General features: G+C 38.5%; 22 protein-coding genes. 20 read left to right on the forward strand and 2 right to left on the reverse strand.

Annotation, left to right across the window (positions count from 1 at the left end):
- Positions 1 to 322: 322 nt before the first annotated feature.
- Together BOW55_RS00370 and BOW55_RS00375 are read right to left on the reverse strand one after the other, a co-directional pair.
- Complete coding sequence (locus BOW55_RS00370; RefSeq protein ID WP_129022523.1) at positions 323 to 1,036, reverse strand: hypothetical protein; 714 nt, start codon at positions 1,034 to 1,036, stop codon at positions 323 to 325.
- Between the two features lie 475 nt (positions 1,037 to 1,511).
- A complete protein-coding gene (locus BOW55_RS00375; RefSeq protein WP_241686426.1) occupies positions 1,512 to 2,543 on the reverse strand; it encodes an MFS transporter in 1,032 nt (343 codons plus the stop codon).
- Between the two features lie 163 nt (positions 2,544 to 2,706).
- Here BOW55_RS00375 and BOW55_RS00380 point away from each other — a divergent pair, with 163 nt between their 5' ends.
- The 20 genes from BOW55_RS00380 to BOW55_RS00475 all read left to right on the forward strand — a co-directional run bounded on the left by BOW55_RS00380 (position 2,707) and on the right by BOW55_RS00475 (position 24,110).
- The gene (locus BOW55_RS00380) at positions 2,707 to 3,045 is read left to right on the forward strand and encodes a hypothetical protein (protein ID WP_129022524.1); all 339 of its coding nucleotides are present in this window, start codon (positions 2,707 to 2,709) and stop codon (positions 3,043 to 3,045) included.
- A gap of 457 nt (positions 3,046 to 3,502) precedes the next feature.
- Complete coding sequence (locus BOW55_RS00385; RefSeq protein ID WP_073411755.1) at positions 3,503 to 4,069, forward strand: hypothetical protein; 567 nt, start codon at positions 3,503 to 3,505, stop codon at positions 4,067 to 4,069.
- A 73-nt stretch (positions 4,070 to 4,142) separates the two neighbouring features.
- The gene (locus BOW55_RS00390; protein WP_073414700.1) at positions 4,143 to 5,003 is read left to right on the forward strand and encodes an AraC family transcriptional regulator; all 861 of its coding nucleotides are present in this window, start codon (positions 4,143 to 4,145) and stop codon (positions 5,001 to 5,003) included.
- A 101-nt stretch (positions 5,004 to 5,104) separates the two neighbouring features.
- On the forward strand, positions 5,105 to 5,398 hold the full coding sequence (locus tag BOW55_RS00395) for a putative quinol monooxygenase (RefSeq protein ID WP_073411759.1): 294 nt from the start codon (positions 5,105 to 5,107) through the stop codon (positions 5,396 to 5,398).
- A gap of 317 nt (positions 5,399 to 5,715) precedes the next feature.
- Positions 5,716 to 7,269: an IS21 family transposase gene (gene istA, locus BOW55_RS00400; protein ID WP_129022525.1), complete on the forward strand. Its 1,554-nt coding sequence runs from the start codon at positions 5,716 to 5,718 to the stop codon at positions 7,267 to 7,269.
- 12 nt (positions 7,270 to 7,281) lie between these two features.
- Positions 7,282 to 8,019: an IS21-like element helper ATPase IstB gene (gene istB, locus BOW55_RS00405; protein ID WP_073411995.1), complete on the forward strand. Its 738-nt coding sequence runs from the start codon at positions 7,282 to 7,284 to the stop codon at positions 8,017 to 8,019.
- 380 nt (positions 8,020 to 8,399) lie between these two features.
- Positions 8,400 to 9,143 carry a PcfJ domain-containing protein gene (locus BOW55_RS00410; protein WP_241686427.1) on the forward strand — a complete coding sequence of 248 codons (744 nt, stop codon included), beginning with the start codon at positions 8,400 to 8,402 and terminating at the stop codon, positions 9,141 to 9,143.
- Between the two features lie 274 nt (positions 9,144 to 9,417).
- Entirely contained in the window at positions 9,418 to 9,789 is a 372-nt protein-coding gene (locus tag BOW55_RS00415) for a hypothetical protein (protein ID WP_035690951.1), read from the forward strand.
- Between the two features lie 149 nt (positions 9,790 to 9,938).
- On the forward strand, positions 9,939 to 10,790 hold the full coding sequence (locus BOW55_RS00420; RefSeq protein ID WP_008463764.1) for a DUF3347 domain-containing protein: 852 nt from the start codon (positions 9,939 to 9,941) through the stop codon (positions 10,788 to 10,790).
- 14 nt (positions 10,791 to 10,804) lie between these two features.
- Positions 10,805 to 11,875, forward strand: a complete 1,071-nt coding sequence (locus BOW55_RS00425) for a hypothetical protein (protein WP_008463763.1) — start codon at positions 10,805 to 10,807, stop codon at positions 11,873 to 11,875.
- A gap of 131 nt (positions 11,876 to 12,006) precedes the next feature.
- Positions 12,007 to 12,699 (forward strand): DUF3347 domain-containing protein, encoded by a 693-nt coding sequence (locus BOW55_RS00430; RefSeq protein WP_008463762.1) that lies wholly within the window; start codon positions 12,007 to 12,009, stop codon positions 12,697 to 12,699.
- Positions 12,700 to 12,938: 239 nt separating this feature from the next.
- Positions 12,939 to 13,451 (forward strand): DUF3347 domain-containing protein, encoded by a 513-nt coding sequence (locus tag BOW55_RS00435; protein WP_008463761.1) that lies wholly within the window; start codon positions 12,939 to 12,941, stop codon positions 13,449 to 13,451.
- A 1-nt stretch (position 13,452) separates the two neighbouring features.
- Positions 13,453 to 13,923, forward strand: coding sequence for a heme-binding domain-containing protein (locus tag BOW55_RS00440; protein WP_008463760.1), 471 nt, complete (start codon positions 13,453 to 13,455; stop codon positions 13,921 to 13,923).
- Positions 13,924 to 13,927: 4 nt separating this feature from the next.
- Positions 13,928 to 15,238, forward strand: coding sequence for an efflux RND transporter permease subunit (locus BOW55_RS21505; protein ID WP_008463756.1), 1,311 nt, complete (start codon positions 13,928 to 13,930; stop codon positions 15,236 to 15,238).
- A complete protein-coding gene (locus BOW55_RS21510; RefSeq protein WP_008463755.1) occupies positions 15,225 to 17,159 on the forward strand; it encodes an efflux RND transporter permease subunit in 1,935 nt (644 codons plus the stop codon). The genes BOW55_RS21505 and BOW55_RS21510 overlap by 14 nt, the downstream gene beginning before the upstream one ends.
- Entirely contained in the window at positions 17,110 to 18,393 is a 1,284-nt protein-coding gene (locus tag BOW55_RS00455; RefSeq protein WP_205625277.1) for a TolC family protein, read from the forward strand. The genes BOW55_RS21510 and BOW55_RS00455 overlap by 50 nt, the downstream gene beginning before the upstream one ends.
- Positions 18,371 to 19,711: an efflux RND transporter periplasmic adaptor subunit gene (locus BOW55_RS00460; protein WP_041515713.1), complete on the forward strand. Its 1,341-nt coding sequence runs from the start codon at positions 18,371 to 18,373 to the stop codon at positions 19,709 to 19,711. The genes BOW55_RS00455 and BOW55_RS00460 overlap by 23 nt, the downstream gene beginning before the upstream one ends.
- A 230-nt stretch (positions 19,712 to 19,941) precedes the next feature.
- On the forward strand, positions 19,942 to 20,928 hold the full coding sequence (locus BOW55_RS00465) for an efflux RND transporter periplasmic adaptor subunit (protein ID WP_241686434.1): 987 nt from the start codon (positions 19,942 to 19,944) through the stop codon (positions 20,926 to 20,928).
- 18 nt (positions 20,929 to 20,946) lie between these two features.
- Positions 20,947 to 21,486, forward strand: coding sequence for a DUF3347 domain-containing protein (locus BOW55_RS00470; RefSeq protein ID WP_008463745.1), 540 nt, complete (start codon positions 20,947 to 20,949; stop codon positions 21,484 to 21,486).
- An 86-nt stretch (positions 21,487 to 21,572) separates the two neighbouring features.
- On the forward strand, positions 21,573 to 24,110 hold the full coding sequence (locus BOW55_RS00475) for a heavy metal translocating P-type ATPase (protein WP_008463744.1): 2,538 nt from the start codon (positions 21,573 to 21,575) through the stop codon (positions 24,108 to 24,110).
- Positions 24,111 to 24,120: the final 10 nt, after the last annotated feature.

Below are 24,120 nucleotides of genomic sequence, written 5' to 3' on the forward strand. Positions count from 1 at the left end.
CAATCTCTTCAAATCTTCCAAAAAATTTATTGTAATTTGTCCCGTAGATCACTTAAGGAGACAACTATCAAATAGTTGTCTCTTTTTTTATTCCCTTATGTGTGGATTTTTCAAGCCTTTACAGCCTAATATTTGCGGTTCGATTTTTTTTTTCGCAAGAAATTCTTAGTCTGTTTGAAATAAACAGTCTTAAAGTGGCGCTATCAGAGAATTAATCGAAGCTGAACGATGGTTCGAAATCCCGTTAAGGATATAGGATTTTTTTCTCTTTTCGTTTATCGTAATTTTTTGATAATAAAAGTAGTAATTCCAAATAAGTTAACTAAAGGTACCGCACAAACTCTTCCCTTTTATCATAGGGAATATCGTAATGTAGTGACTTTAGTTTCATGGTATTCCAAGGTTTCCACACATCGGCCAAATCAGTATTGGTTACTTTATGGTGTTCCAGAATTCCATGAATAAAATAATCTTTCAAAGGCATCGCTAATTCTCTTTCCTTTCCATCCTTTGTAAGCAATACACTGTGTTTTAGTTCCTCTTTATCATTCACATGAAAGGTAAATACACCGCTGTCCCACGAACTTAAATATTCTAAGTCGCCATCTTCATCATACTGCACCGACAAAAGCGCATTATCTTTCTCATATTCAAATATCATAGACATCATAGCCTGATTTACCCACTGATAGAAAACTTCCGCCGTATTTAACCAATCCTGTTTCTCTTTTTTAAAATCCCAATAAAGTCTGTGAGAATATGTTTTGTCCTTGTTTATTTCTATGATAAAACGGTTAAATTTTTCTGCGGTTTTAATTAGTGTTTCAAAATATTCCGAAATTTTTTCTAGTTCATTATCAATAGGATCAGAATCTATTTCTGTAGAAACTGTTTCTCCCGATTCTGAAATATATCGTACCAAAAACTTGTAACTTCCAGATGGAGAGAATTCATATCGTATAAGCAATTTTACATATGGAAATTCACTGTAATGATTATATACAGCTTCCACTATTGGCATTAAATTTATACTCATTTTAAGGATTTTAATTTATGAAAGTAACAAAATTTTTGTTACTCGGTGTTTTCAATGTTGTATATATTTGACAAACTCATCTCGTTTGTCACATGAAATATCATTATGAAGCGATTTCAATATCATAGTATTCCAAGGAGAAATAAACCAATTTTTAGCTCCAATGGAACAACAATTAATTATTTCATAAGGCCAAAGAAAGACAATCCCGCCATAACTTAAAACATTCTTTATGAATCCTCAATAATATTTGTACAATTGTATATCTGTGTACAGCCATATAATACTTGAGTTTTTATTATTTATATAACAATCCCCAACGGTACATCTAAACCAAAAATGCAAAGCCAATCAAAGACAGGCACTACTTATAGTAAGCCAATCTCTTCAAATCTTCCAAAAAGTTTATTGTAATTTGTCCCGTAGAGGTCACAAAGCCAAATGGCGCCAATTGAAGACAATTTGGCGCCATTTTTTATTTGTTTGAAATGCTTCGCTTTCTTGGCGTTAAAAACCAGCCACTCTTTTTTCTCTTTTTATGTTTCGCTTTCATAATTGCAAAAGCCCCGAGAACAATTAGAAGCATTGGAATTGCAGCTATGTTTACTCCTTTCCATCCCCACCTGCTCAGAAGGACTCCTGCTGAAAGGCTCGAAATGCTCATGATAATGTAAACAAAAAAATCATGAAAAGCCTGGACTTTTTCTTTTTCATCTTCTCGATATACCTTTGACAATAAAGTTGAGCCGCCTACAAACATAAAGTTCCAGCCTATTCCAAGAAAGATAAGACCGGACACAAAATGAAGAAAATCAGTGCCTGTCAGAACCAGATATAAATGCAAAAACAGTATGCCTACACCAGACAGAATTATTCTGCCCGTGCCAAATTTCTCAATCAAAGTGCCGGTAAAAAAAGAAGGCACAAACATTCCAAGCACATGCCACTGTATCACAACAGACGAATCATCGCCGGAATAGCCGCAGTGGTGCATTGCCAAAGGTGTTGCGGTCATAATCATTATCATCACGGAATATCCTACTGCCGAGGATAATAAAGCCAAAATGGTTTTATTCTGTCCCATAATTTCCCCCAGCGGTCTTGATTGCTTAAACTGAAAATCCTTCTGCTGCGCCGTTATACGTTTTTTCTCTTTTAGACCAAAATTAACCAGAAAAGAAATGATACTCAAAAAAGAGATGGATAAAAAGGAATAGGCAAATGAAACCGCGCCAATATTCTGGGTAGATCTGGCTAAGGCCGGTCCCGCAATTGCGGCCACAACTCCGCCTCCGATCACAAATGATATTGCTTTTCCTTTGATCTTCTGAGGAACCGAATCGGCGGCTGCAAAACGATAATATTGTGTAAAAGCCTGGCAGACTCCTATAAGGGTGTTTCCTAAAACAAATAGAACAAATGAGTTTTTTAAAATAGCGTAAAATGAAAGCATTCCCGCAAGCACGCCGATGATTGTCCCAATAAGAAATGTTTTTCTCTGGCCCATCTTTTAATAATAAGAGAAGCGAGAATCATCATAAGAACGGTTCCAACTGAAATCATAGCAATGGGCAGCGTAGCCAGACTTTTCTCTGGCGCAATCTCTAAACCGACAAGACCAGATAAAGCCATAACCAATATAGAGCCCGTCTGAAAAAGAGCTTGGGCAGATGAAAACAATAAAACTGTACTCCATCTTTTTTTTATTTTATTCCTCATACTTTTTTTTAAAATTAAATGACAGTTCCGCAAAAAGCGATTCCCCGCGATCATTGTTGTACCAGTTTTGCAGAGCAGCCTTTCCAGTTTCAAAACTGGCATTCTCAGCTTTCATCTTTTCCATAGGTTGGGATATATCTGGCGAAATTGTAGAAAAAACGGAAGGTGCCGATGGTTTTGAAGTAGGCGAAGCGGTTTTTGCACTTTCACCAAATGCCCGTGGCTATGCCGAATATGTAGCGGTGAAAGTCGATTTTTTAGCTAAAAATATTAGGAGAAAGCAAAAATAAGCAAAACGGTTAAGACCGTTCATATACAGTGGTTTATAAAACGTGAGGCAAAATTTGGAAGTAGGTGTCCGACAAGTTTTGGGCTTAAAATGACAAGGTTAGGTTACTAAATCGTTCAGGCAAATCGGTTTCTTACACCAATGCCGCCCCAACAGAGTTTACCGAAAAACTAAAGCAGTTTGGCGTTCCCGAATTTGCCATTTTACTAACCGCCGGTTTTGCCGAAGATCAGAAAAACCACCAGTTTGAAGAGGTAACAAACGATCTGGAAAACCTTTTGGGAAGAAAACCTTTGGCATTGAAAGAAGCATTAAAAGAAATCTATGAGTTGTAACAGCCCATACGACCTCATTAATGGTAAAATCTTACACCACCACACTCAGCATTTGCCGCGTGTGGTGGTGTATTTTAGACTGTTTTTTTTTGTTAGTTTTGCATATATAATTCATCTGACAGATTGATTAAGAATATCCAATATTTCTTCCCAGGTCAGATGCACATAAAAACGATGCAAGATTTTGAGTACATAAAAATTGTTCCTGACAAACGGCTCTCCGGTTTTGTGGAGAGTTTCCTGCTATGCGCCAATCATACCGATGAAGATAAAGAAGTCATTATTTTTCCCGATGGAAGAGTGGACATTATGTTTAGCTGTACAGATCAGGAACCATTGGTAGCCGAATTATTTAATCTGGATAAAAAAGCAAGGCGGTATATTTTCAAAAAGCAAACAAAGCTTTTTATGGTATGTCTTACCTTGCTCGGTGCCGAATACCGGCTCGGATACAACGGGACAGATTTTGGAAAAGATGAGATTCGGCTTCCCGCAGGTTTTTGGGATATTTCTAAAGAAGACCTTACAAGCTTAGATAGCTTTGCAGAAAAGGTTTCGGAAAAACTTTTGGAAATATTCCCGAAAAAGATGGATGAAAGAAAGCAACAGCTTTTTGAGCTTATCTATTCGTCAGGTGGTAAGGCGTTATCAAGTACCCTTCTTACAGCAAGAAAAAACTCAAATGGCTAAAATCGCTTTTGGAACGAATTTTTTAATGACACAACCAAAGAACACTCCGTAAAAAATCAATTTAATTTTGACGATGGACATTACAAACCTTCCCGAAGATCTATGGGAACATAACGAAACTCATACTTCGGATTTGCAAATTTTCAATTACGAAGTGTATAAGAACGGTTCTAGAAACAAGATTGGCCTGAATAAAAATGTATTCAGTTTCTTATTGGATGGTCAAAAAAACATTCACTTTTCTAATGATATCATTTCAATCAATGAAACACAATCGCTACTTATCACATCTAATAATGTTTTGGTTACCGAACTGGTAGGTGTAAGCTCATACCGTTGTTTACTCTTCTTCTTTTCTCACAAAAACATCACCGATTTTTTCTTGAAACATTCCCATTCTTTCAGTCAGAATGCCTCAGATAAAAAGATAACGGATATACCTTATTTCCTCTTAGAGAAAGACAATTTTATCATCCATTATATTCATTCGCTCCAACAGATTTTTGGTTTGCAACAATCTATCTCTCAAAAGATTTTGGAACTGAAATTTGAAGAAATAATGCTTTATCTGGCTGATAAATATGGGACGGTATTTTTAGATTACTTACATTATTTACTAATCAATGAAAGAGAATTATCATTTAAAATGGTAATTGAAAAGAACCTTTATACGAACTTGAATATTGACGAAATAGCCTTTCTGTGCAATATGAGTGCCTCTACTTTTAAGAGAAAATTTATAAGTATATACCAGAAATCTCCAGGGAAATGGTTTCAGCAAAAACGGCTTAACAAGGCCAAAGAATTGTTACATAATAACCAAGTCACACCTTCCGAAATTTTTATGGACTTTGGCTATGGCAGCTTGTCAAATTTTAGTGCAGCCTTTAAAAATGAATTTGGGTATAGCCCCAACCACATCCACTCTAATTGACCTCTTTTCATAACTTATTGAACCAAACTAATAAACGAAGCAGCGCTGGTTTTTTCTAATTTTGTCTGATTAAAGAATTGTTTAACTAAAAAATAAAAACAATGAAAAAATTAGGATTGTTAGTTCGGTTGGAAGCAAAGGTCGGCCAAGAAAAAAACGTTGAAGATTTTATTACAGGAGCATTACCGCTTGCTCTTGAAGAAGCCGGTACCGTTACGTGGTATGCATTCCGTATTGATGCTTCTACCTTCGGTATTTACGATACTTTTTCAAACGAAGAAGGCAGAGAGGCACACCTTGGCGGTAAGATCGCAAAAGCATTAATGGAAAATGCACCAGACCTATTGGCAACACCTCCGTCTATTGAAAAATTGGACATTTTAGCTGCCAAATAGCCTAAGATAATACCATTATATTTAAGGGAGGATTTTGCAAAAACTCAGCAAAATCCTCCCTTAATTGTTCAAAAAAATATCTTCTCTTCCTCATTTTTTACATATCTAAAAAATCAACCCAAAAAAGCTTACGTCCTTTGTGGAAAAAGCGGTCAAATTGACCACACTTTTTCAGCATAAAGTGACCACCGATTTCGGGTCAAACTGACCACCCCTTTTCAATTTAAACTGACCACCTTGTTTCGGTTCAAATTGACCACCTAACACTACTTCTTTTCATGCTGTTAAACCATGGATCTGTATAAAAACTACAGACTATGGCAAATAACAAACTAGACATGAACAAAATCAGAAAAGTCATTAAGTTGCACTGCAACGGCAAAAGCAAGCTGTTTATAAGCCGATATTTATCTCTTTCCAGAAATACTGTGAAAAAATATATCTCTTTATTTGAAGTGCTGGGATTAAGCCTGGAAACTGTCAACAAGAAAACTGACACTGAATTGGACGAGCTGTTTTCTCAGGGTCCGACAGAAGTTGTTTCCTCAAGAATCGAAGATCTGTATGCTTATTTTCCTCAGATGGAACGGGAATTAAAAAAGGTGGGCATCACCATACAAACTATGTGGGAAAGGTATATTGAAACCCATCCCGATGGTCTTAGAGTAACGCAGTTCAGGAACCGCTTCAGAGACTGGAGCAACAAGGTAAACCCTGTGATGCATATGAATCACAAGGCTGGCGATAAAATGTATGTGGATTATGCTGGAAAGACACTCTCAATTATAGACAAAAGCACGTCCGAGGTTCAGGAAGTACAGTTTTTTGTTGCCATACTCGGTGCCAGCCAGTATACTTACGCAGAAGCGTCAATGAGCCAGCAGAAGGAAGATTTTGTAGCTTCGGTAGAAAATGCAATGCGTTTTTTTCAAGGAACGCCTGCCGCAATTGTGCCTGACAACTTAAAATCTGCCGTAGTCAGAACCAGCCGCTTCGAACCCACCATTAATGAAACTCTTGCAGATTTAGCTGAACATTATGAAACCACTATTCTGCCCGCAAGAGCCTACAGGCCCAGAGACAAATCTTTAGTTGAAGGAGCAGTCAAGATACTTTACAGAAGAATTTATGCAAATCTGAAAGACTCTAAATACTTCAGCATAGAAGAACTGAACCAGGAAATATGGAATCTGCTCGATGCGCATAATAACAAGAAACTTACCGGAAGACCATACTCTCGTTTTGAACTCTTTATGGAAGATGAAAGACATGAACTGCAGCCTCTTCCTCTGGAACGCTTTGAGATTAAATACCAGTCTCTGGCAACAGTAATGCAGAACGGGCACGTCCAGTTAAGCCAGGATAAAAACTACTATAGCGTGCCCTATCAATATTTAAAGAAAAAAGTAAAGCTGCTCTACACCAGCTCTACTGTTGAAATATACTTCAAATACAACCGTATAGCCACACACATCAGAAATCCAAAGCCCTACATCTATACCACAAATCCAGAACATATGGCAAGCACACATCAGTTTGTAGCACAGTGGAATGCCTTAAGGTTTATTGAATGGGCCAACAGCATTGATCCGGCAGTAGGAGAATATATTATGCAGATAATAGAAAGCAGGAACCACCCCGAGCAGGCCTATAAAAGCTGTCTAGGCATATTGTCTTTTGAAAAGAAAGTAGGTGCAGAAAGATTAGCAAATGCCTGCAAACGTGCTCTGGACTTTAAGATTTATAATTTTAAAACCATACAGAACATCTTAGAAAACAGTCTGGATAAGATACCTATGGAACACGAAAAGGAAGAAGATCAGGATCTTCCCGACCACGGCAATATCAGAGGAAAAAATTATTATAACTAAAATCAATTTACAATGAATGAATCTACTGTAGCAAAAATGAAACAGATGAAGCTTCATGGAATGCATAACGCCTTCATGACAGCTATCGAGAGCGGTAAAACCGATCATTATACCATTGACCAGTTTATGTCAATGATAATAGATGCCGAATGGGATGAACGCCACAACAGGCGTATTGAACGCAGTATTACCAATGCACTCTTCCATTACAAATCAAATATTGAAAGCATCAATTTTGACCAGTCCCGGAACATTGACAGAAATCTTATACTCCGGCTTGCAGAATGCAGTTTTGTAGAAAAGAATGAAAATATACTAATCACAGGAAGCACAGGTGTCGGCAAAAGTTTTTTAGGAACAGCACTTGGTTATCAGGCCTGTATTGAAGGCTATAGAGTAAGTTATTTTAATACTGCAAAATTGTTTGCAAAGCTGAAAATGGCCAAAGCAGACGGTACATACCTGAGAGAACTGATGAAAATACAAAGGCAGGATGTTATCATACTAGATGACTTTGGACTCCAGGCATTGGACAGCCAGAACAGAATCACACTTTTAGAGATCATCGAGGACAGGCACAACAATGGTTCTATTATAGTAACCTCGCAGATCCCCGTTCAGGGATGGTATGACATAATCGGCGAGAAAACCATAGCAGATGCAATCCTTGATAGATTAATACATCAGGCCCACAGGGTTGAGCTGCATGGGGAATCAATGAGAAAGAAAAAAAGCATAATCAAGGAATAATTATTTATCTATATTTGAAACAATAATTAACACACGAAAAAAAGTAGTTTTTTAGGTGCTCACTTTGCACCGAAATTAGATGGTCACTTTAAACCGAAACGAAGTGGTCACTTTAAATTGGAAAACAGTGGTCAATATCACTGAGTTTTACACTTTATTTATCTTTTATCGTTTTACAGCCCCGGCAGCATTACTGTTTTTTATCCTAAGGATGGGCGCGCAAATGGTCAGAAAAGGAAACAACATTTCCAGCTGATTGTATCCAGGATGCATGGCAGTACTATTCGCCCCTTGAAATCCGCCCAAAGGATTTTCAGAACTCTCCCAAGTATCGAATCAACCCCTACAGGTTTTATCCACGCTTGAAAGTGCTTCCCGTATTGAAACGAAATGGCTTTAAGACAAGTTTTTATGAGGTAGCACCTCAGGTGTTGCTTTCATCATTATTAAAAGACCACTGTGCTGAAACTCTGCTGAAAACTAGGCAGATTTCATGGCTCCGCTATTACCTTGAATCTCCCCATCAGCATGTCCTGCGTAACTGGCAGGCCGTAAAAATATGTCTTAAAAAGAATTATACAGTTTCCGATTTTGGAATTTGGGAGGATTATATCGAACTTTTGCGTTGGTTTAAAAAAGACATAACCTCCGCCCTGCTCGTCTGTCCTGCTGATTTACACTTGGAGCATGACAGATTGGTGGAGAAAAAACAGCAGTTGCTGAGAAAAAAATATCTTGTGAAAATGCGTGCGGAAATAGAAAAAGCGCAAGGTCTGTATGCTGAGGAGAAAAAACAGTTTTTCGGGTTATGCTTTTCAGGGGCAGGAATTACTATTTCAGTATTGGAGAATGTTTCTGAATTTATGACCGAAGGCGACAGCCTGAGACACTGTGTTTTTACCAATGAGTATTTCAAAAAGATAGATTCCCTGCTCTTCTCTGCACGCATTGACAACAAACCAATCGAAACTATAGAGGTTTCTCTTTCTAAAATGGAAATAGCACAGTGCCGTGGTTTGAGGAATCACAATTCAAAACATCATAAAGCTATTTTCAGTTTGATGAAAAAAAACCTTTATCAGATTCGCTCCCGAATGAAAAAGAAGAAAGCAGAACAATGCTAAAAGCGGAAAAACCGAAGAACTTTCGGTTTTTCCGCTTTATAACATTTCAGACACTGAAATTTTCCTTGCTGATTTATAGCAATCTTCCTCTTAGATTGTTCAAATCAAAAAAAAATAATTACTGTTCAATAGCGTACTGCCTTCAATGCAGACTATTAAACAGGGGAAGAAAAATCCATTTCTAAATAAACTATGAAAAAATAACAATTTTAACATTTCATTTATAAACAGAGATATTTTTATAATTATCTTTGTTTACGATTTTACATGTCTTATGAAAAGATTCCACATCATAGTAATTATTACCTTAGGTTTCTTCTTGATGCCAATGGCTACTTTTGCTTGTGGAAAACTTTCTGGAAAGATTTCTTATACTAAAGAAGCTTCCAAAAATCATGACAATGATTGCTGCTCGAAAGATGGCAGTCATTCCAAAAAAAATAATGATGGCTGCTGCGGTCATAAATGTGGGCACAAGTCATGCGGTTGTGTCTCAATCTGTAACGGAGGAATTACTTTCTTTAACCAACTTGACTTTAAAAACATCACTATAAGTGTTTTTTCTAAAAAACAAAAATTCCACAGTTCAGAAACCTCCATTCTCTCTGGTTTCTATACTATCTGGCTTATCCCTAAAATAAGCTAAATACCTTTTTTGACAGCCATACGTGTGTCAAAAAAGGAAGCCTAACTGCTTCATTTTTTTATTTTTCGCTTTTTGTAGAATAATTCTCTATACAGTTCTTGTATGCAATTATTTCTCAAAAGCAATATTCACTTCAAATACATTTTAAAATGAAATCAATTCAAAAAGGATTGATGGCAATCACTCTATTGCTGTCAGTCATAGTGTTTGGCGCACCTATAAAAAATGCAAAAAACATAAATGCAAAAATTTATGGTAATTGTTTAATGTGCAAAACTGCTATTGAAAAAGCAGGAAACATCAAAAATATCGCTTCGGTAAACTGGAATGAAAACACCAAAATAGCGGCTATTACCTATGATGAGAAGAAAACAAATCAGGATGAAGTCCTGAAAAGAATTGCCTTAGCAGGATATGACAGCGACCAGTTCTTAGCTCCTGGTGACGCCTATGCAAAACTTCCACAATGCTGCCAATATGAAAGAACAAATATGGCGGCTCCAATAAAAAAATCCGAAATGGATATGGGTAAAATGGATCATTCACAGCATACAGCCGCAGTTCCTGCAGATGCACAAGAAAACAGTCCTTTTAAAGCAATTTTCGACAGCTACTTTGATGTAAAAGATGCTTTGGTGAAAACAGATGCTAAAACTGCCGCATTGAAATCTAAAGAGCTCCTTACTGCAATCAATGCTATTAAAATGGAGAACCTAAAGCCAAAAGAACATACTGCATGGATGAATGCAATGAAAAGTTTAGCTTCAGATGCCACAAATATTTCTGAAAACCAAGATGTAAAAAAGCAAAGGGAATCCTTTAAAAGCCTTTCCAAAAACACGTACGATCTTATAAAAACTGCTGATCAGCCGCAGCCGGTTTATTATAATCATTGTCCAATGGTTGATGCGAATTGGCTCAGCAAAGAAAGCGGCATCAAGAATCCGTATTACGGTTCACAGATGTTAAGCTGTGGATCAACTATAGAAACAATCAAATAATCCCAAATCAAAAAATGAAAAATATAATAACCGTTAGTTCAATGCTTGGAGTTTTAATTTTAGGGACCGTTTCGCTGTTTTCTTGCAGTAAAATGGATGATATGAATATGTCCGATCCAAAACTGAATATAAACTATCCTGCCGCTTATGTGGTCAATGGTCAGGACGGCACAATTTCAGTAATCAAATTGGAAACTAATGAAGTTACAGAAACCTTAAGCCTAATGGGCAGCGGCAACGATATGATCATGTGGCCGCACCACATTTCTTTACATTCCAATCATCTGGCTATCGGTGTACCCGGAATGGACTTCTCTGCAGGCCATACCGCAGGTATGGGAGGAATGACAGGTAAACTCCTTGTAATTGACCCAGCCAGTGGGGCAACAGTAAAAAATATCAGCCTGCCAATGATGAACCACAACACAATATACAGCCCAAATGGTTCAGAAATCTGGGTGCCGCAAATGGACATCAATGGAAAAGTTCTGGTTTATGACGCCTTAACATACGCATTGAAAAGCACCATTGCAGTTGGCATGATGCCCGCTGAGCTTACCTTTTCTTCTGATGGGACTAAGGCTTATATTGCTAATGGAGATGACAATACTGTGTCAGTTATAAATACCGCAACCAAGCAGGTTACAGCCACAGTTGCTGTGGGAAAAAACCCTGTGGGTGCCTGGACAGGAACTGACGCCAGAATGTATGTTGATAATGAAGACGGGCAATCTATCTCGGTAATCAATGTGGCAACCGATGCCGTAGGCCAAACCATTGATCTAGGATTTATGCCTGGAATAGCGTCTCACAATGGAAATAAGAAAGAACTTTGGGTAAGTGATCCTGTCAATGCAAAAGTCCATTATTGGACCTGGGACCAGACTAAGATGATGTGGGTTCATGGAGGTGTATTCACTACTGGTGCCGGTGCACATGCTATAACATTTACAGCAGATGGAAATACTGCCTATGTGACCAATCAGACCGCCAATACGGTCTCTGTTGTTAATGTATCAAACCATACGGTCTCTAAAACGATTAATGTCGGTAGAAAACCCAACGGATTGGTGCTGAAAATATAAATCTGATATAAAGGCATTTAAAAGGCAAAATAGAGATTGGATTTGCAATCAAAAAAAGAATAATTCTTATAACACTCAAACAAAGGAATGTTAGACAAAAAAACATTCATTAGAGATAAAAACTAAAAAAAATGAAAAAACTAATTTTCTCAACCCTTGTAATGGCAATTGTACTTACAGCTTGTAATTCAAAAAACAAAGAAACTGCAGCTCCTGAAGCGGCTTCCGGGACAGCTCAGAATGACTCGCAATTGTATGCCTGTTCCATGCATCCTGAAATTACAGGAAAAAAAGGAGACAAATGTTCCAAATGCGGAATGGAATTAACCGAGCCAGTAAAGGAAACGGCCGGAAAAAGTGCAGAAGTAGAAACAGCCCAGACTGCTCAAGGAACATTTTCTATAAACGAAATCGTGAGTAATTATCTGTCCCTAAAAAATGCATTAACCAAAGATGATACAAAAGGAGCTGCAGATGCAGGCAAGGCATTATATGCAGTTTTTAACAGTGTAAATCCCAATTCGATAGATGCGAAATTAAAAGCAGAATATCTTGATATTGCTGATGATGCCAAAGAACACGCAGAACATATTGGAGCTAACGGCGGAAATATTGAACACCAGAGAGAGCATTTTGCCGTGTTAAGTAAAGACATGAATGATTTGATAAAATCTTTCAAATCAGAACAAAAATTGTATCAGGACTTTTGTCCTATGTATGATGGCGGAAAAGGAGCTATTTGGATAAGCGAAACCAAGGAGATCAAAAACCCATATCAAGGAAAAAAAATGTTAACCTGTGGTTCTATGAAAAAAGAACTATAGTACAGCTAAGTACTAATAAATTTATCGGGCTGTTTACATAATGACCACTCAATTTTCTCGTGACTAATGATGTTCATAATTTATTGAAATGTATCTAATTTTTTTAGACTACGCCGTGCGATACTCTTTGCTGAATATTCACTTATTTCCCATGTGTTTATTGTGTAGACAGTCCAATAGATATTTAGAAAAAAAATCAATAGCAACCTATTTTTTAAACAATTTAAAATATAATTAAAATGAAAAATACAATTCTTTCAGCCATATTAATGGTATGCGTAATGGTTTCTGGCAATGCGCAAAGCAAAAAAACAGAAGCAAAATTTTCAACTCAGCAAATTGTTGCAGATTATTTAGCGTTAAAAAATGCACTCGCAAAAGATGACAGCAACGGGGCCGCTAAAGCTGGCAAGGCACTGTATTCGGCTTTCAAAACCACAAATGTAAAATCGATAAATCCAAAATCCAAAGCTGAATATCTTGATATAGCTGACGATGCCAAAGAGCATGCAGAACATATTGGGGCCAATGGCGGTAATATTGAGCATCAAAGAGAGCATTTCGCTCTATTGAGTAAAGACATAAATGATTTGATCAAAACTTTTGGAGCTGCAAAAACACTATATCAGGATTCTTGCCCTATGTATGATGGTGGAAAAGGAGCTATCTGGATCAGTGAAACAAAAGAGATAAAAAACCCTTACTATGGTTCTAAAATGCTTACCTGCGGTTCAATGAAAAAACAATTGTAAAATGAAACGGTTCATCAGAAAGATTCTTTTTATTGGGTTAATTATTTTTCTACTGATGCAATTGTATCAGCCTGCCCGCAATTCCGATTACGGGCAGGTTTTACCAATTCACATTTCAAAAGTCTATCCCATTCCCAAAAATATACAAACGATTCTTAAGACTTCTTGTTACGATTGTCACAGCAGCAACACGCAATATCCATGGTACTCCTACATCCAGCCGGCACGTACCTTTATGGAAGGACATATCAAGGAAGGAAAAGAAAATTTGAATTTCAGCCAATGGGGAAGTTATTCGAAACGAAAACAGGAAAATAAATTAGACCGAATTGCCAAGCAGATAAAAGCCAATCAAATGCCTTTGGCTTCCTATACGCTGATCCATAAAGATGCAGTACTGAATACTGTTCAGAAAGAACAGCTACTCAATTGGATTGAAAAAGTAAGTGATAGTCTTTCAAAAATAAATTAAATCTATGGTACACAAATTAATAGAATGGTCCCTGCGCAACCGTTTCATCATATTACTATTATCAGCAGGAATATTTGTTTGGGGTATTATCTCTATTCAAAAAAATCCTATTGATGCTATTCCAGATCTATCTGAAAATCAGGTAATCGTTTTTACAGAATGGATGGGACGTGCTCCACAGCTCGTTGAAGACCAGATCACCTATCCCTTGGTTACCAACCTTCAGGGATTGCCTAAAATTAAATATGTAAGGGCTGCTTCCATGTTTGGAATGAGTTTTATCTATGTCATTTTTGAGGATGATGTTGATGTATACTGGGCAAGATCAAGAGTACTGGAAAGGCTCAGTACAATTAGCAGCACCCTGCCCAAAGGAGTTGCACCGCAATTGGGACCCGATGGAACCGGAGTTGGCCATATACTCTGGTATACTTTGGACGCTCCCGGCATTGACCTTGGCGAACAAAGGGCACTGCAGGACTGGTATGTCAAATTTGCTTTGCAAAATGTCCCCGGAGTAAGTGAAATTGCTTCTTTTGGAGGATTTCAAAAAGAATACCAGGTTACCATTGATCCAAACAAACTGCTATATTATAAGCTGTCTGTCCCTGAGGTTATAAGCGCCGTACGAGCCAATAATAACGAAAGCGGCGGAAGAAAATTCGACATGAGTGATATTGGCTATATCATTAAGACATCCGGTTATCTGAAATCCATAAAAGAAATTGAGGATATTCCACTGAAAAACCAGAATGGTATCCCTATAAAAGTCAGCGATATAGGAACAGTCCAGATGAGCGGAGAAACCCGATTGGGAATCTTTGATCATAATGGTACAGGCGAAGCTGTTGGAGGCATCGTCGTGATGCGTTACGGTGAAAACGCCGATGCCGTTATTGATAATGTGAAAGAAAAGATGAAAGAAGTCGCAAAAGGGCTTCCTAAAGGGGTAAAATTCAATATTGTATATGACCGAGGGCATCTGATCAAAGAGTCTATTGATTCGGTTAAGCGCACCTTAATTGAAGAGATGATTGTGGTTTCGCTTATCGTTATTATTTTTCTTTTCCATTGGCGCAGCGCATTAAGTATCATAATCCAGATCCCAATTACAATTGCCGCGAGTTTCATACTTCTAAATGCCTTTGGAATATCCTCCAATATCATGTCCCTTACCGGTATCGCACTTGCCATTGGGGTAATAGTTGACAACGGTATTATTATGAGTGAAAATGCCTACCAGCATCTCTCACAACGGTATGCACAATGGGAATCCGAACAAAAAACTGAAACAAACTCTGATGAAAAGAATTAAAAATATATTTCGCAAAAAAACACAGTGGATATCCGAAGAGGAAAGGCTTAAAGTAATTGAGAAAAGCAGCAAGCAGGTTTCTCGCGGGGTATTCTTTGCCACCATAATTATAATTACTTCTTTCCTGCCTGTATTTATGCTTACCGGACAGGAAGGAAAGCTATTCCATCCCTTGGCTTATACAAAAACTTTCATACTGATTGTGGATGCCTTGTTGGTACTTACATTAGCTCCGGTACTGATCTCTTTTTTTATGAAAGGGAAATTCCGTCCAACTGATGCACATCCCGTAAATCGTTTTTTGGAAAAAGGTTATGAGCCTATCATACGCTGGGTCCTAAAATGGAGAAAAACAACCCTTACGGTTAATATTTTGGCGTTATTGATTTCCATTCCATTATTGATGCGGCTGGGAACAGAGTTCATGCCCCCACTGGATGAGCAGAGCATTTTATTTATGCCTGTTACCCTGCCTGATGTATCCAATGGAGAAATCAAACGCATCTTGCAGGTACAGGATAAAATAATAAAATCAGTTCCCGAAGTAGAAAGTGTTTTAGGCAAAGCCGGACGGGCTAATACAGCTACCGATAATTCCCCAATGAGCATGATTGAGACCATTATCATGCTAAAACCAAAATCAGAATGGCGTAAAGGAATAGACAAAAAAGACATTATTAAGGAACTCGATACCAAACTGCAGATCCCGGGTGTGGTAAACGGTTGGACACAGCCTATCATCAACCGTATCAATATGCTCGCTACAGGAATTCGTACCGACGTGGGTATTAAAGTCTACGGTCAAAATCTCGATACCATTGCGCGAGTATCAGAAAGAGTAAAAATGGCTTTAGAGGGAACCCCTGGAGTGTCTGACTTATTTGTGGATCCTATTACTGGTGGCAAATACCTGGATGTTGATGTCAATCGTTCCGAACTGGCCCGTTATGGACTCACTGTAGATGACGTAAACCAAACCGTGGAATTTGCCTTAGGAGGAGCGTCCATCGGCAATACCGTTGAAGGACGAAGACGATTTTCAATAAGCGTTCGTATGGCACAGGACTATAGAAATAGCGTAGAACGCATTAAACGCATTCCCCTGCAGTCTCCAACCTTTGGAGAGGTGCCCCTATCTTCTGTTGCCGATATTAAATTCGTAGATGGCCCTCCAATGATTAGTTCAGAAAATGCACTCCTTCGCGGGGCAGTCATGTTCAACATACGTGATCGTGATATGGGGGGAACCGTACAGGAAGCTATGAAAAAATTAGAAAGTGCCAAAAATATACTTCCCGAAGGGTACTTTATAGAATGGAGCGGACAATATGAGAACCTGATCAGCGGAGAAAAGACCCTTAAAATCATTGCACCGATAGTATTGCTTATTATTTTCTTCTCCCTCTATTTTGCCTTTAATTCCCTTAGAGAAGCCTTCTTAAGTCTTATAACAGTGCCTTTTGCTTTGATTGGAGGTGCCTATATAATTTTTTTCTGGGATGTCAATCTATCAGTGGCAGTAGCTGTAGGTTTTATAGCCTTGTTTGGTATTGCCGTGGAAACCGGAATTGTGATGGTTATCTATCTCAATGATGCAATGGAGCAGCTTATCAAGGCCAAAGGTAATTCAAGAGAAACCATTACTAAAGACGATCTCAGAGAATATGTGGTACACGGCGCCGCAAAGAGATTACGCCCAAAACTAATGACCGTCTGTGTCTCATTATTTGGATTAGTGCCTGTCCTTTGGTCCAATGGTGTCGGAATGGATGTAATGAAACCAATCGTATTGCCTATGATTGGCGGCGTATTTACCTCTGCCGTACATATCTTATTAGTAACCCCGCTTATTTTCCTAATGTCTAAAGAATATGAATTACGAAAATATGGCAAACTTGAAGTACATGATGTCAAACATTAAAATACTGGCAGTACTATTGCTTTTACTGCCATTACAGCTATTGAGCCAGACCCAACAGGTCTTGTCTCTTGATACAATCCTTCACAGGATTGATAAAAAAAACGTGCTCCTGCAAAGCTATAGCCTAAAGGCTGAAGGGTACAAATATAGTGCTGATGCCGCAACGGCATGGATGGCACCAATGGTGGGTGTTGGGACATTTATGACACCCTATCCTTTTCAGGAAGTTATGGATGACCGCGACAAAGGATCTTTAATGTTCAGAGTTGAACAAGATATCCCCAATATAGGAAAGCTAAACAAGAAGAAAAAATTTATCCAGTCCCAAGGAAATATTGAGAACGCTACGCGGACCGTTACCCTTAACGACTATAAAGCGCAGGCCAAACAGCTCTACTACAGCTGGATGGTAGCCGAAGAGCGAATGAAAGTTTTGGATCAGAACGAAAAGATAATGTTGACCATGAAAAAGATTGAGGAAGTACGCTATCCTTACAATCAGTCGCAATTGGGTAATGTATACAAGATTGACGCAAGGATTGAAGAGAACAAAAATATGATCCGCATGCAGGAAGGTGAAATCGCAAAAGCAAGAGCATGGCTCAACAGCTTGATGAACCAGCCTGGCAATGCTGATTTTTCAATCGACACAAGTATTATTCCTGTCTTCAACCCTGCTTTGCACGACACCACAAGTCTTGCTGCTGTGCGGGGAGATATTAAAAAGATGGATGCGGGAATTGAATCGATGCAGCTCAGTATTCAGGCGATGAAAGCGGAGAAAAATCCCTCTTTTAAAATCCAGTTTGACCACATGAATTCTTTCGATAAAATGATGCCCAAAGCCTATTCGGTAATGGCAATGATGTCTATTCCTATTGCTCCATGGTCATCAAAAATGTATAAATCAGATGTTAAAGCAATGCAATATAATGTACAGGCAATGGAGAAAGAGAAATCCGCCATGCTGCAGGAAACCCAGGGTATGTTATATGGTATGCAATATGAAATACTGACCATGCAAAAAAGAATCCAGGGACTCGAAACAAAAATAATCCCTTCAATGCAAAAATCGCTGGATGTAAACTTTCTGAACTATCAGGAAAACAAACTGCAGATTCCTGTAGTAATTGACTCCTGGGAAGCTTTAAATATGCTGCAGAATAACTTATTAGATGAAAAATTAAAACTATATCAAATGATTGTCGATTATGAAAAAGAACTCTATCGCTAAGTTAGTCGGATTGTTATTCGTTTCGATATTAGTATTGACAGCCTGTAACAAGAAAACAGAGCATAACAGTAAGCCCGCACATCAGCATAGTACAAATCAGGAATATACTTGTCCAATGCATCCCGAAGTTATTCAGGATAAGCCCGGCAGCTGCCCAATATGCGGGATGGAATTGGTTGCAAGACACACTCCTGGAACGGAAACAGCTATAGACAGCAGCCTGAAACACCTTTTAAAACCAGTTAACGAACAAGTTGTTTCAAACATATCTGTCATAAAACCTGACGAGGGTACTAAAATATTCTCTATGCAGGTACAGGGAATTATTACCTACGATACCCGCGAGCAGACCAGTATCTCCAGCAGGGTAAGCGGAAGGATTGAGCGTCTGCTGATTAAGTACAATTATCAGCCCGTAAAAAAAGGACAGTTAATCATGGAAATCTATTCCCCTGATCTGGCTGCCGCGCAAAGAGAGTTGTTATTTATTTATCAATCTGACCCAAACAATCCGATGCTTCAAAAAGCAAAAGACAGACTCTCTCTGCTGGGTATGCAACAGGGGCAAATTCAACAGGTATTAAAAACAGGTAAAATCTCCTATCGCATTCCTGTTTACAGTAATGCCACCGGGTACATCTTAGACAACACGGGAGCGGCAAATGCTTCTGCAACAGCTCCTGCGGCTTCGCCTCAAAGCGCACCGTCAGATGATGGTATGGGCGCAATGGGTTCAAGTAGCAGTGCAGCATCAAATAGCAGCGCATCTGCCCCTGCTTCCTCTGCTATTATGCTAAGAGAAGGACAATATGTTGGTGCAGGACAATCTCTTTTTACAATATATACCAACAAAAACCTTATCGCTGAGTTTGCTTTTGATCCATCGGTATCATCCCAGATTAAAAAAGGACAAAAGTTGGTGTTTTATGAACCCTCAGATAAGCAAACCGTGTATACTGGTACTATCGGACTCATTCAACCCGTCTTTAAAGAGGGAAGCAACTTTACCATAGCCCGAATTTATTTGCAGGATAATAAATTTCAGACCGGAAAATTAGTAACTGCAGCCATTCCTATTGTCAGTAAAGGCTGGTGGCTTCCACAAAGCGCCGTTCTTAATTTAGGAAATAAATCCATCGTTTTCAAAAAAGAGCAGGACGTGTTTGTTCCCAGAGAAGTTAAAACGAAAAATAATGGTGATGGAATGGTGCTAATAGACCAAGACATCAATAATTGGAATATCGCCAGTAATGCGGCTTATATGATAGACAGTGAGAGTTTTATCAAGACAGCTTCAGAAAATAAATTAAAAAATTAAGCCATGAACAATAAACTAATAATTCGTACTATTTTGCTCATTGCAATGGTTTTTCCACTTCTATTTACAGCATGTGCCCAAAAAGAAGAAAAAAAACCAGTCAGGAAAAAGCTCAAACCTATACCTGCCCCATGCATCCGCAAATTGTAAAAGATGGCCCCGGCTCATGCCCGATCTGTGGAATGGATTTAGTGCCTTTCGAAAAAAACAACGCACAGGACTTTCTAACCTTGGGACCCAGCCAGCAGGCACTAGCTAATCTGACTACAATAACTGCTGGGGAAAATGAATTTTCAAATTCTTCTCATCTTAACGGACGTTTGGTTACTGACCCTGAGCAAACTATTTACATTTCAAGTCGTGTGGCAGGAAGGATTGAAGAGTTGTATGTAAAAGAAACTGGTGTTCCCGTTCGAAAAGGCCAGCCTTTGTACAAAATATATTCAGAGCAGCTTTCAGCCCTGCAGCAGGAGTACCTTCTAGCTACGGCACAGGCTGCAAGCTTTACTGAGGATAAACGATTTGCCCAAATAAAAAATGCTGCAAAACAAAAACTATTATTATATGGACAATCTGAAGCACAGCTTAATGAATTATTAAAAAAACAAAAAGCTTCTCCTTATGTTGTTTATTATGCCCCGGATTCAGGAATAGTTGCAGAACTTTCCATAACAGAAGGCCAATATGTAGCAGAAGGAGGCTCTATTATGAAACTGGAAGATTATACCCGTTTATGGGTCGAAGCTGATGTCTATCCCGCAGATGCTGGTAAAGTTAAAATAGGCCAAAAAGTAAAAGTTATAGTCTCGGGTTATGAAGATCAGCCCCAAACAATGACAGTAGATTTTATAAATCCTGCCCTGCAGACAAGCAAACAGCTCATACAGCTGCGAGGTGCTATTGCCAATCCAAACAAGCAATGGCAGGCAGGTCAACAGGCAATTGTTTTACTGCCTTCATCAGAACAAAAAATGAAATTAACCATACCTGTAGATGCCGTAATAAGAGACGGCAGCGGTACACATGTGTGGATTGAAATTGAAAAAGGCAAATATCAGCCTAGAATGGTGGCTATTGGTTCTGAAACCTTCGATGAAGTGGAAATTACCAGTGGTTTAAAAAAAGGAGATATCGTCGTTGCATCCGGTGCCTATCTTTTGTACAGTGAATTTATATTAAAGAAAGGCAAAAACCCTATGTCAGGAATGAAAATGTAATAATCAATCACACAGACAATGAAAAAATTAATCAAAATCGGAATTCCAATAGCCTCACTCTTCCTGCTTATTGCGTGCGGTAACGGTGAAAACAATAAGAAAGAGGTTCAGCAGAATAATAAAGCCTCTGTCCCAATTTTAAAGGATCCCGCAATCAGGATAAATGATGATATTTTAAACGCGATATACAGCCACTATGCCCATTTAACAGTAGCCCTTGCCCAAGATAATGTCGCTGAAGCAAAACTGGCGGCGAATGCAATTGAAGCGGGAGCACGGGAAATCAGCAGCAACAGCAATCTTGCAGCAAGTGCTACGGCAATCGTTTCAGCTCCCGATATCGATAAGCAGCGAGCTGCTTATTCTAATCTAAGTAATGAAATGGTCAGCCTGGTAAAAAAAGCAGGAATGGCTGAGGCTGAGCTCTACTTAGAATATTGTCCAATGGCTTTCGACAATAAAGGGGCCGTATGGATTAGTTCTACCAAAGAAGTGCGCAATCCGTACTTTGGAGAAAAAATGCTCAAGTGCGGCGAGGTGAAAGAAATAATTAAATAATTAGAATATGCAGATTGGCTTAAAAAAAATCACTAACTTTCTATATATTAAAGAAATAACGCATCGGAACTGTAAAAAATAACCTTATGACACACACCTATACAATATCGGGAATGACTTGCGATGGATGTCGTACAAAAGTAGAAAAAACGTTAAATGCTGTAGAGGGAATAAAAGCAAAGGTCTCCTTAGATCCTCCATTGGCAACTATTACAATGGAAAATCATATTGCGACCGAAGAGCTCCAAGAAGCATTGACTGCGGTTGGAAAGTACACCATTGAAATGACTCAAACCACGCATTCGCACGAAAAAAAAACGGAGAAATCATGCTGTAGCACTGCTGAGAATCATGGACACAAACATGATCATAAAACGACAGCCGTACCTCACAATGATGCGGGTGGGAAATATTATTGCCCGATGCATTGTGAAGGTGATAAAATGTATGATAAAGCAGGAGATTGTCCTGTATGCGGAATGCATTTGGTACAAGAACCTGCTGCTGCCCGGGTTCAGCAGTATACCTGTTCAATGCATCCGGAAGTTATAACCGATTCACCAGGTTCATGTCCTATTTGCGGAATGGATCTGGTGCCACTGGAGCCAAGTGAAAACGAAGACCAAAGAATTTACAAGGATTTGGTTAAGAAAATGAAAATAGCGGTAGTATTTACTGTTCCCATTTTCGCTATAGCTATGATAGAAATGGCTCACAAGAATCCTCTACTACAATTAATGGATGCCTCTAAATGGAACTGGGTACAACTTATCTTATCACTTCCTGTTGTCTTTTATGCGTGTTGGATATTTTTTGTACGGGCTTGGAAGTCAATAATTACATGGAACTTAAATATGTTTACCCTTATCGGAATTGGTACAGGAGTGGCATTTTTATTTAGTTTGGCAGGAATGTTTTTCCCAGACGTTTTTCCTAGTGAATTTAAGACCGAACACGGAACAGTGCTGCTATACTTTGAGGCCACAACGGTTATTCTAACTTTGGTTTTGTTAGGACAATTACTCGAGGCAAGAGCACATAGTCAAACCAGTGGTGCTATAAAAGAATTATTAAAACTGGCTCCTACCCAAGCTACTTTGGTAATTGATGGCGGTGATAAAATAATCTCAATCCATGATATCAAAAAAGGTAATTTATTACGGGTAAAACCCGGAGACAAAATTCCTGTAGACGGGAAGATTACTGATGGTGAAAGCACAGTAGACGAATCGATGATTACCGGCGAACCAATTCCTGTAGATAAAAAAATAGGTGATATGGTGTCTTCAGGGACTATAAACGGAAACAAATCCTTTATTATGGTTGCCGAAAAAGTTGGTTCGGAAACCTTGCTTTCGCAAATTATACAAATGGTTAATAATGCAAGTCGTTCCAGAGCACCAATTCAGAAACTAGCCGATAGCATCGCTAAATATTTTGTGCCCATTGTTGTCGTTATTTCCATTCTTACCTTTTTCATTTGGGCAAAATTTGGTCCGGAACCAGCAATGGTTTATGGATTTATAAATGCTATTGCAGTATTAATAATTGCTTGCCCTTGTGCATTAGGTTTAGCAACGCCCATGTCTGTAATGGTAGGAGTTGGAAAAGGCGCTCAATCGGGAATTCTGATAAAAAATGCCGAAGCTTTGGAAAAAATGGACAAAGTAAATGTTCTCATTACGGATAAAACAGGAACAATTACGGAGGGCAAACCTTCGGTAGAAAAAATCGTAGCGCTGCAATATTCAGAAGATGAACTGCTGCAATACATAGCGTCTTTAAATCAGTACAGTGAGCATCCTCTTGCGGAGGCTGTAGTGAAATTTGCAAAAGCTAAAAATGTTTCTTTGACCAAAGTAGATGATTTTGAAAACATCGCCGGAAAAGGAGTTATCGGAACTGCTATTGATAAAAAGATGGCATTAGGGAATAAAAAATTAATGGAGCAAGCAGGGGCAGCTATTTCTGCCACAATTGAAGAAAAAATTATTGCAGAACAAAAATTAGGAAAAACAGTTTCTTATATCGCTGTAGATAAAAATGTAGTGGGATTTGTAACGATAACCGATGCTATAAAAGAAACAAGTGCTGCAGCTATAAAAGAATTAATGCGCCAAGGGGTTGAAGTAATCATGCTTACGGGAGATAATGTAAATACAGCCAAAGCGGTTGCAGACGAATTGCATTTAACCTCTTTTCAGGCAGGTTGTTTACCCGAGGATAAATTAAAAGTAATCGAGAAACTTCAAGCCGAAGGAAAAATTGTAGCTATGGCGGGAGATGGAATAAATGATGCGCCAGCTTTGGCTCAATCGGACATTGGAATTGCGATGGGAACAGGAACAGATGTTGCGATCGAAAGCGCCAAGATTACTTTGGTAAAAGGAGATCTGCAAGGAATTGTAAAAGCAAAAAATCTGAGCCACGCTGTAATGAGCAACATCAAGCAAAACCTATTCTTTGCTTTTGTATATAATGTCTTAGGCGTACCAGTTGCTGCGGGTGTTTTATATCCATTTTTCGGAATATTACTTTCTCCTATGATTGCTGCCTTGGCAATGAGTTTTAGTTCGGTATCTGTTATTGTGAATGCATTGCGATTGAGAAGTTTAAAACTCTAAAGAATAAATA

Origin of the sequence: Flavobacterium sp. YO12 (assembly GCF_004119495.1) — a bacterium.
Lineage (GTDB): Bacteria > Bacteroidota > Bacteroidia > Flavobacteriales > Flavobacteriaceae > Flavobacterium.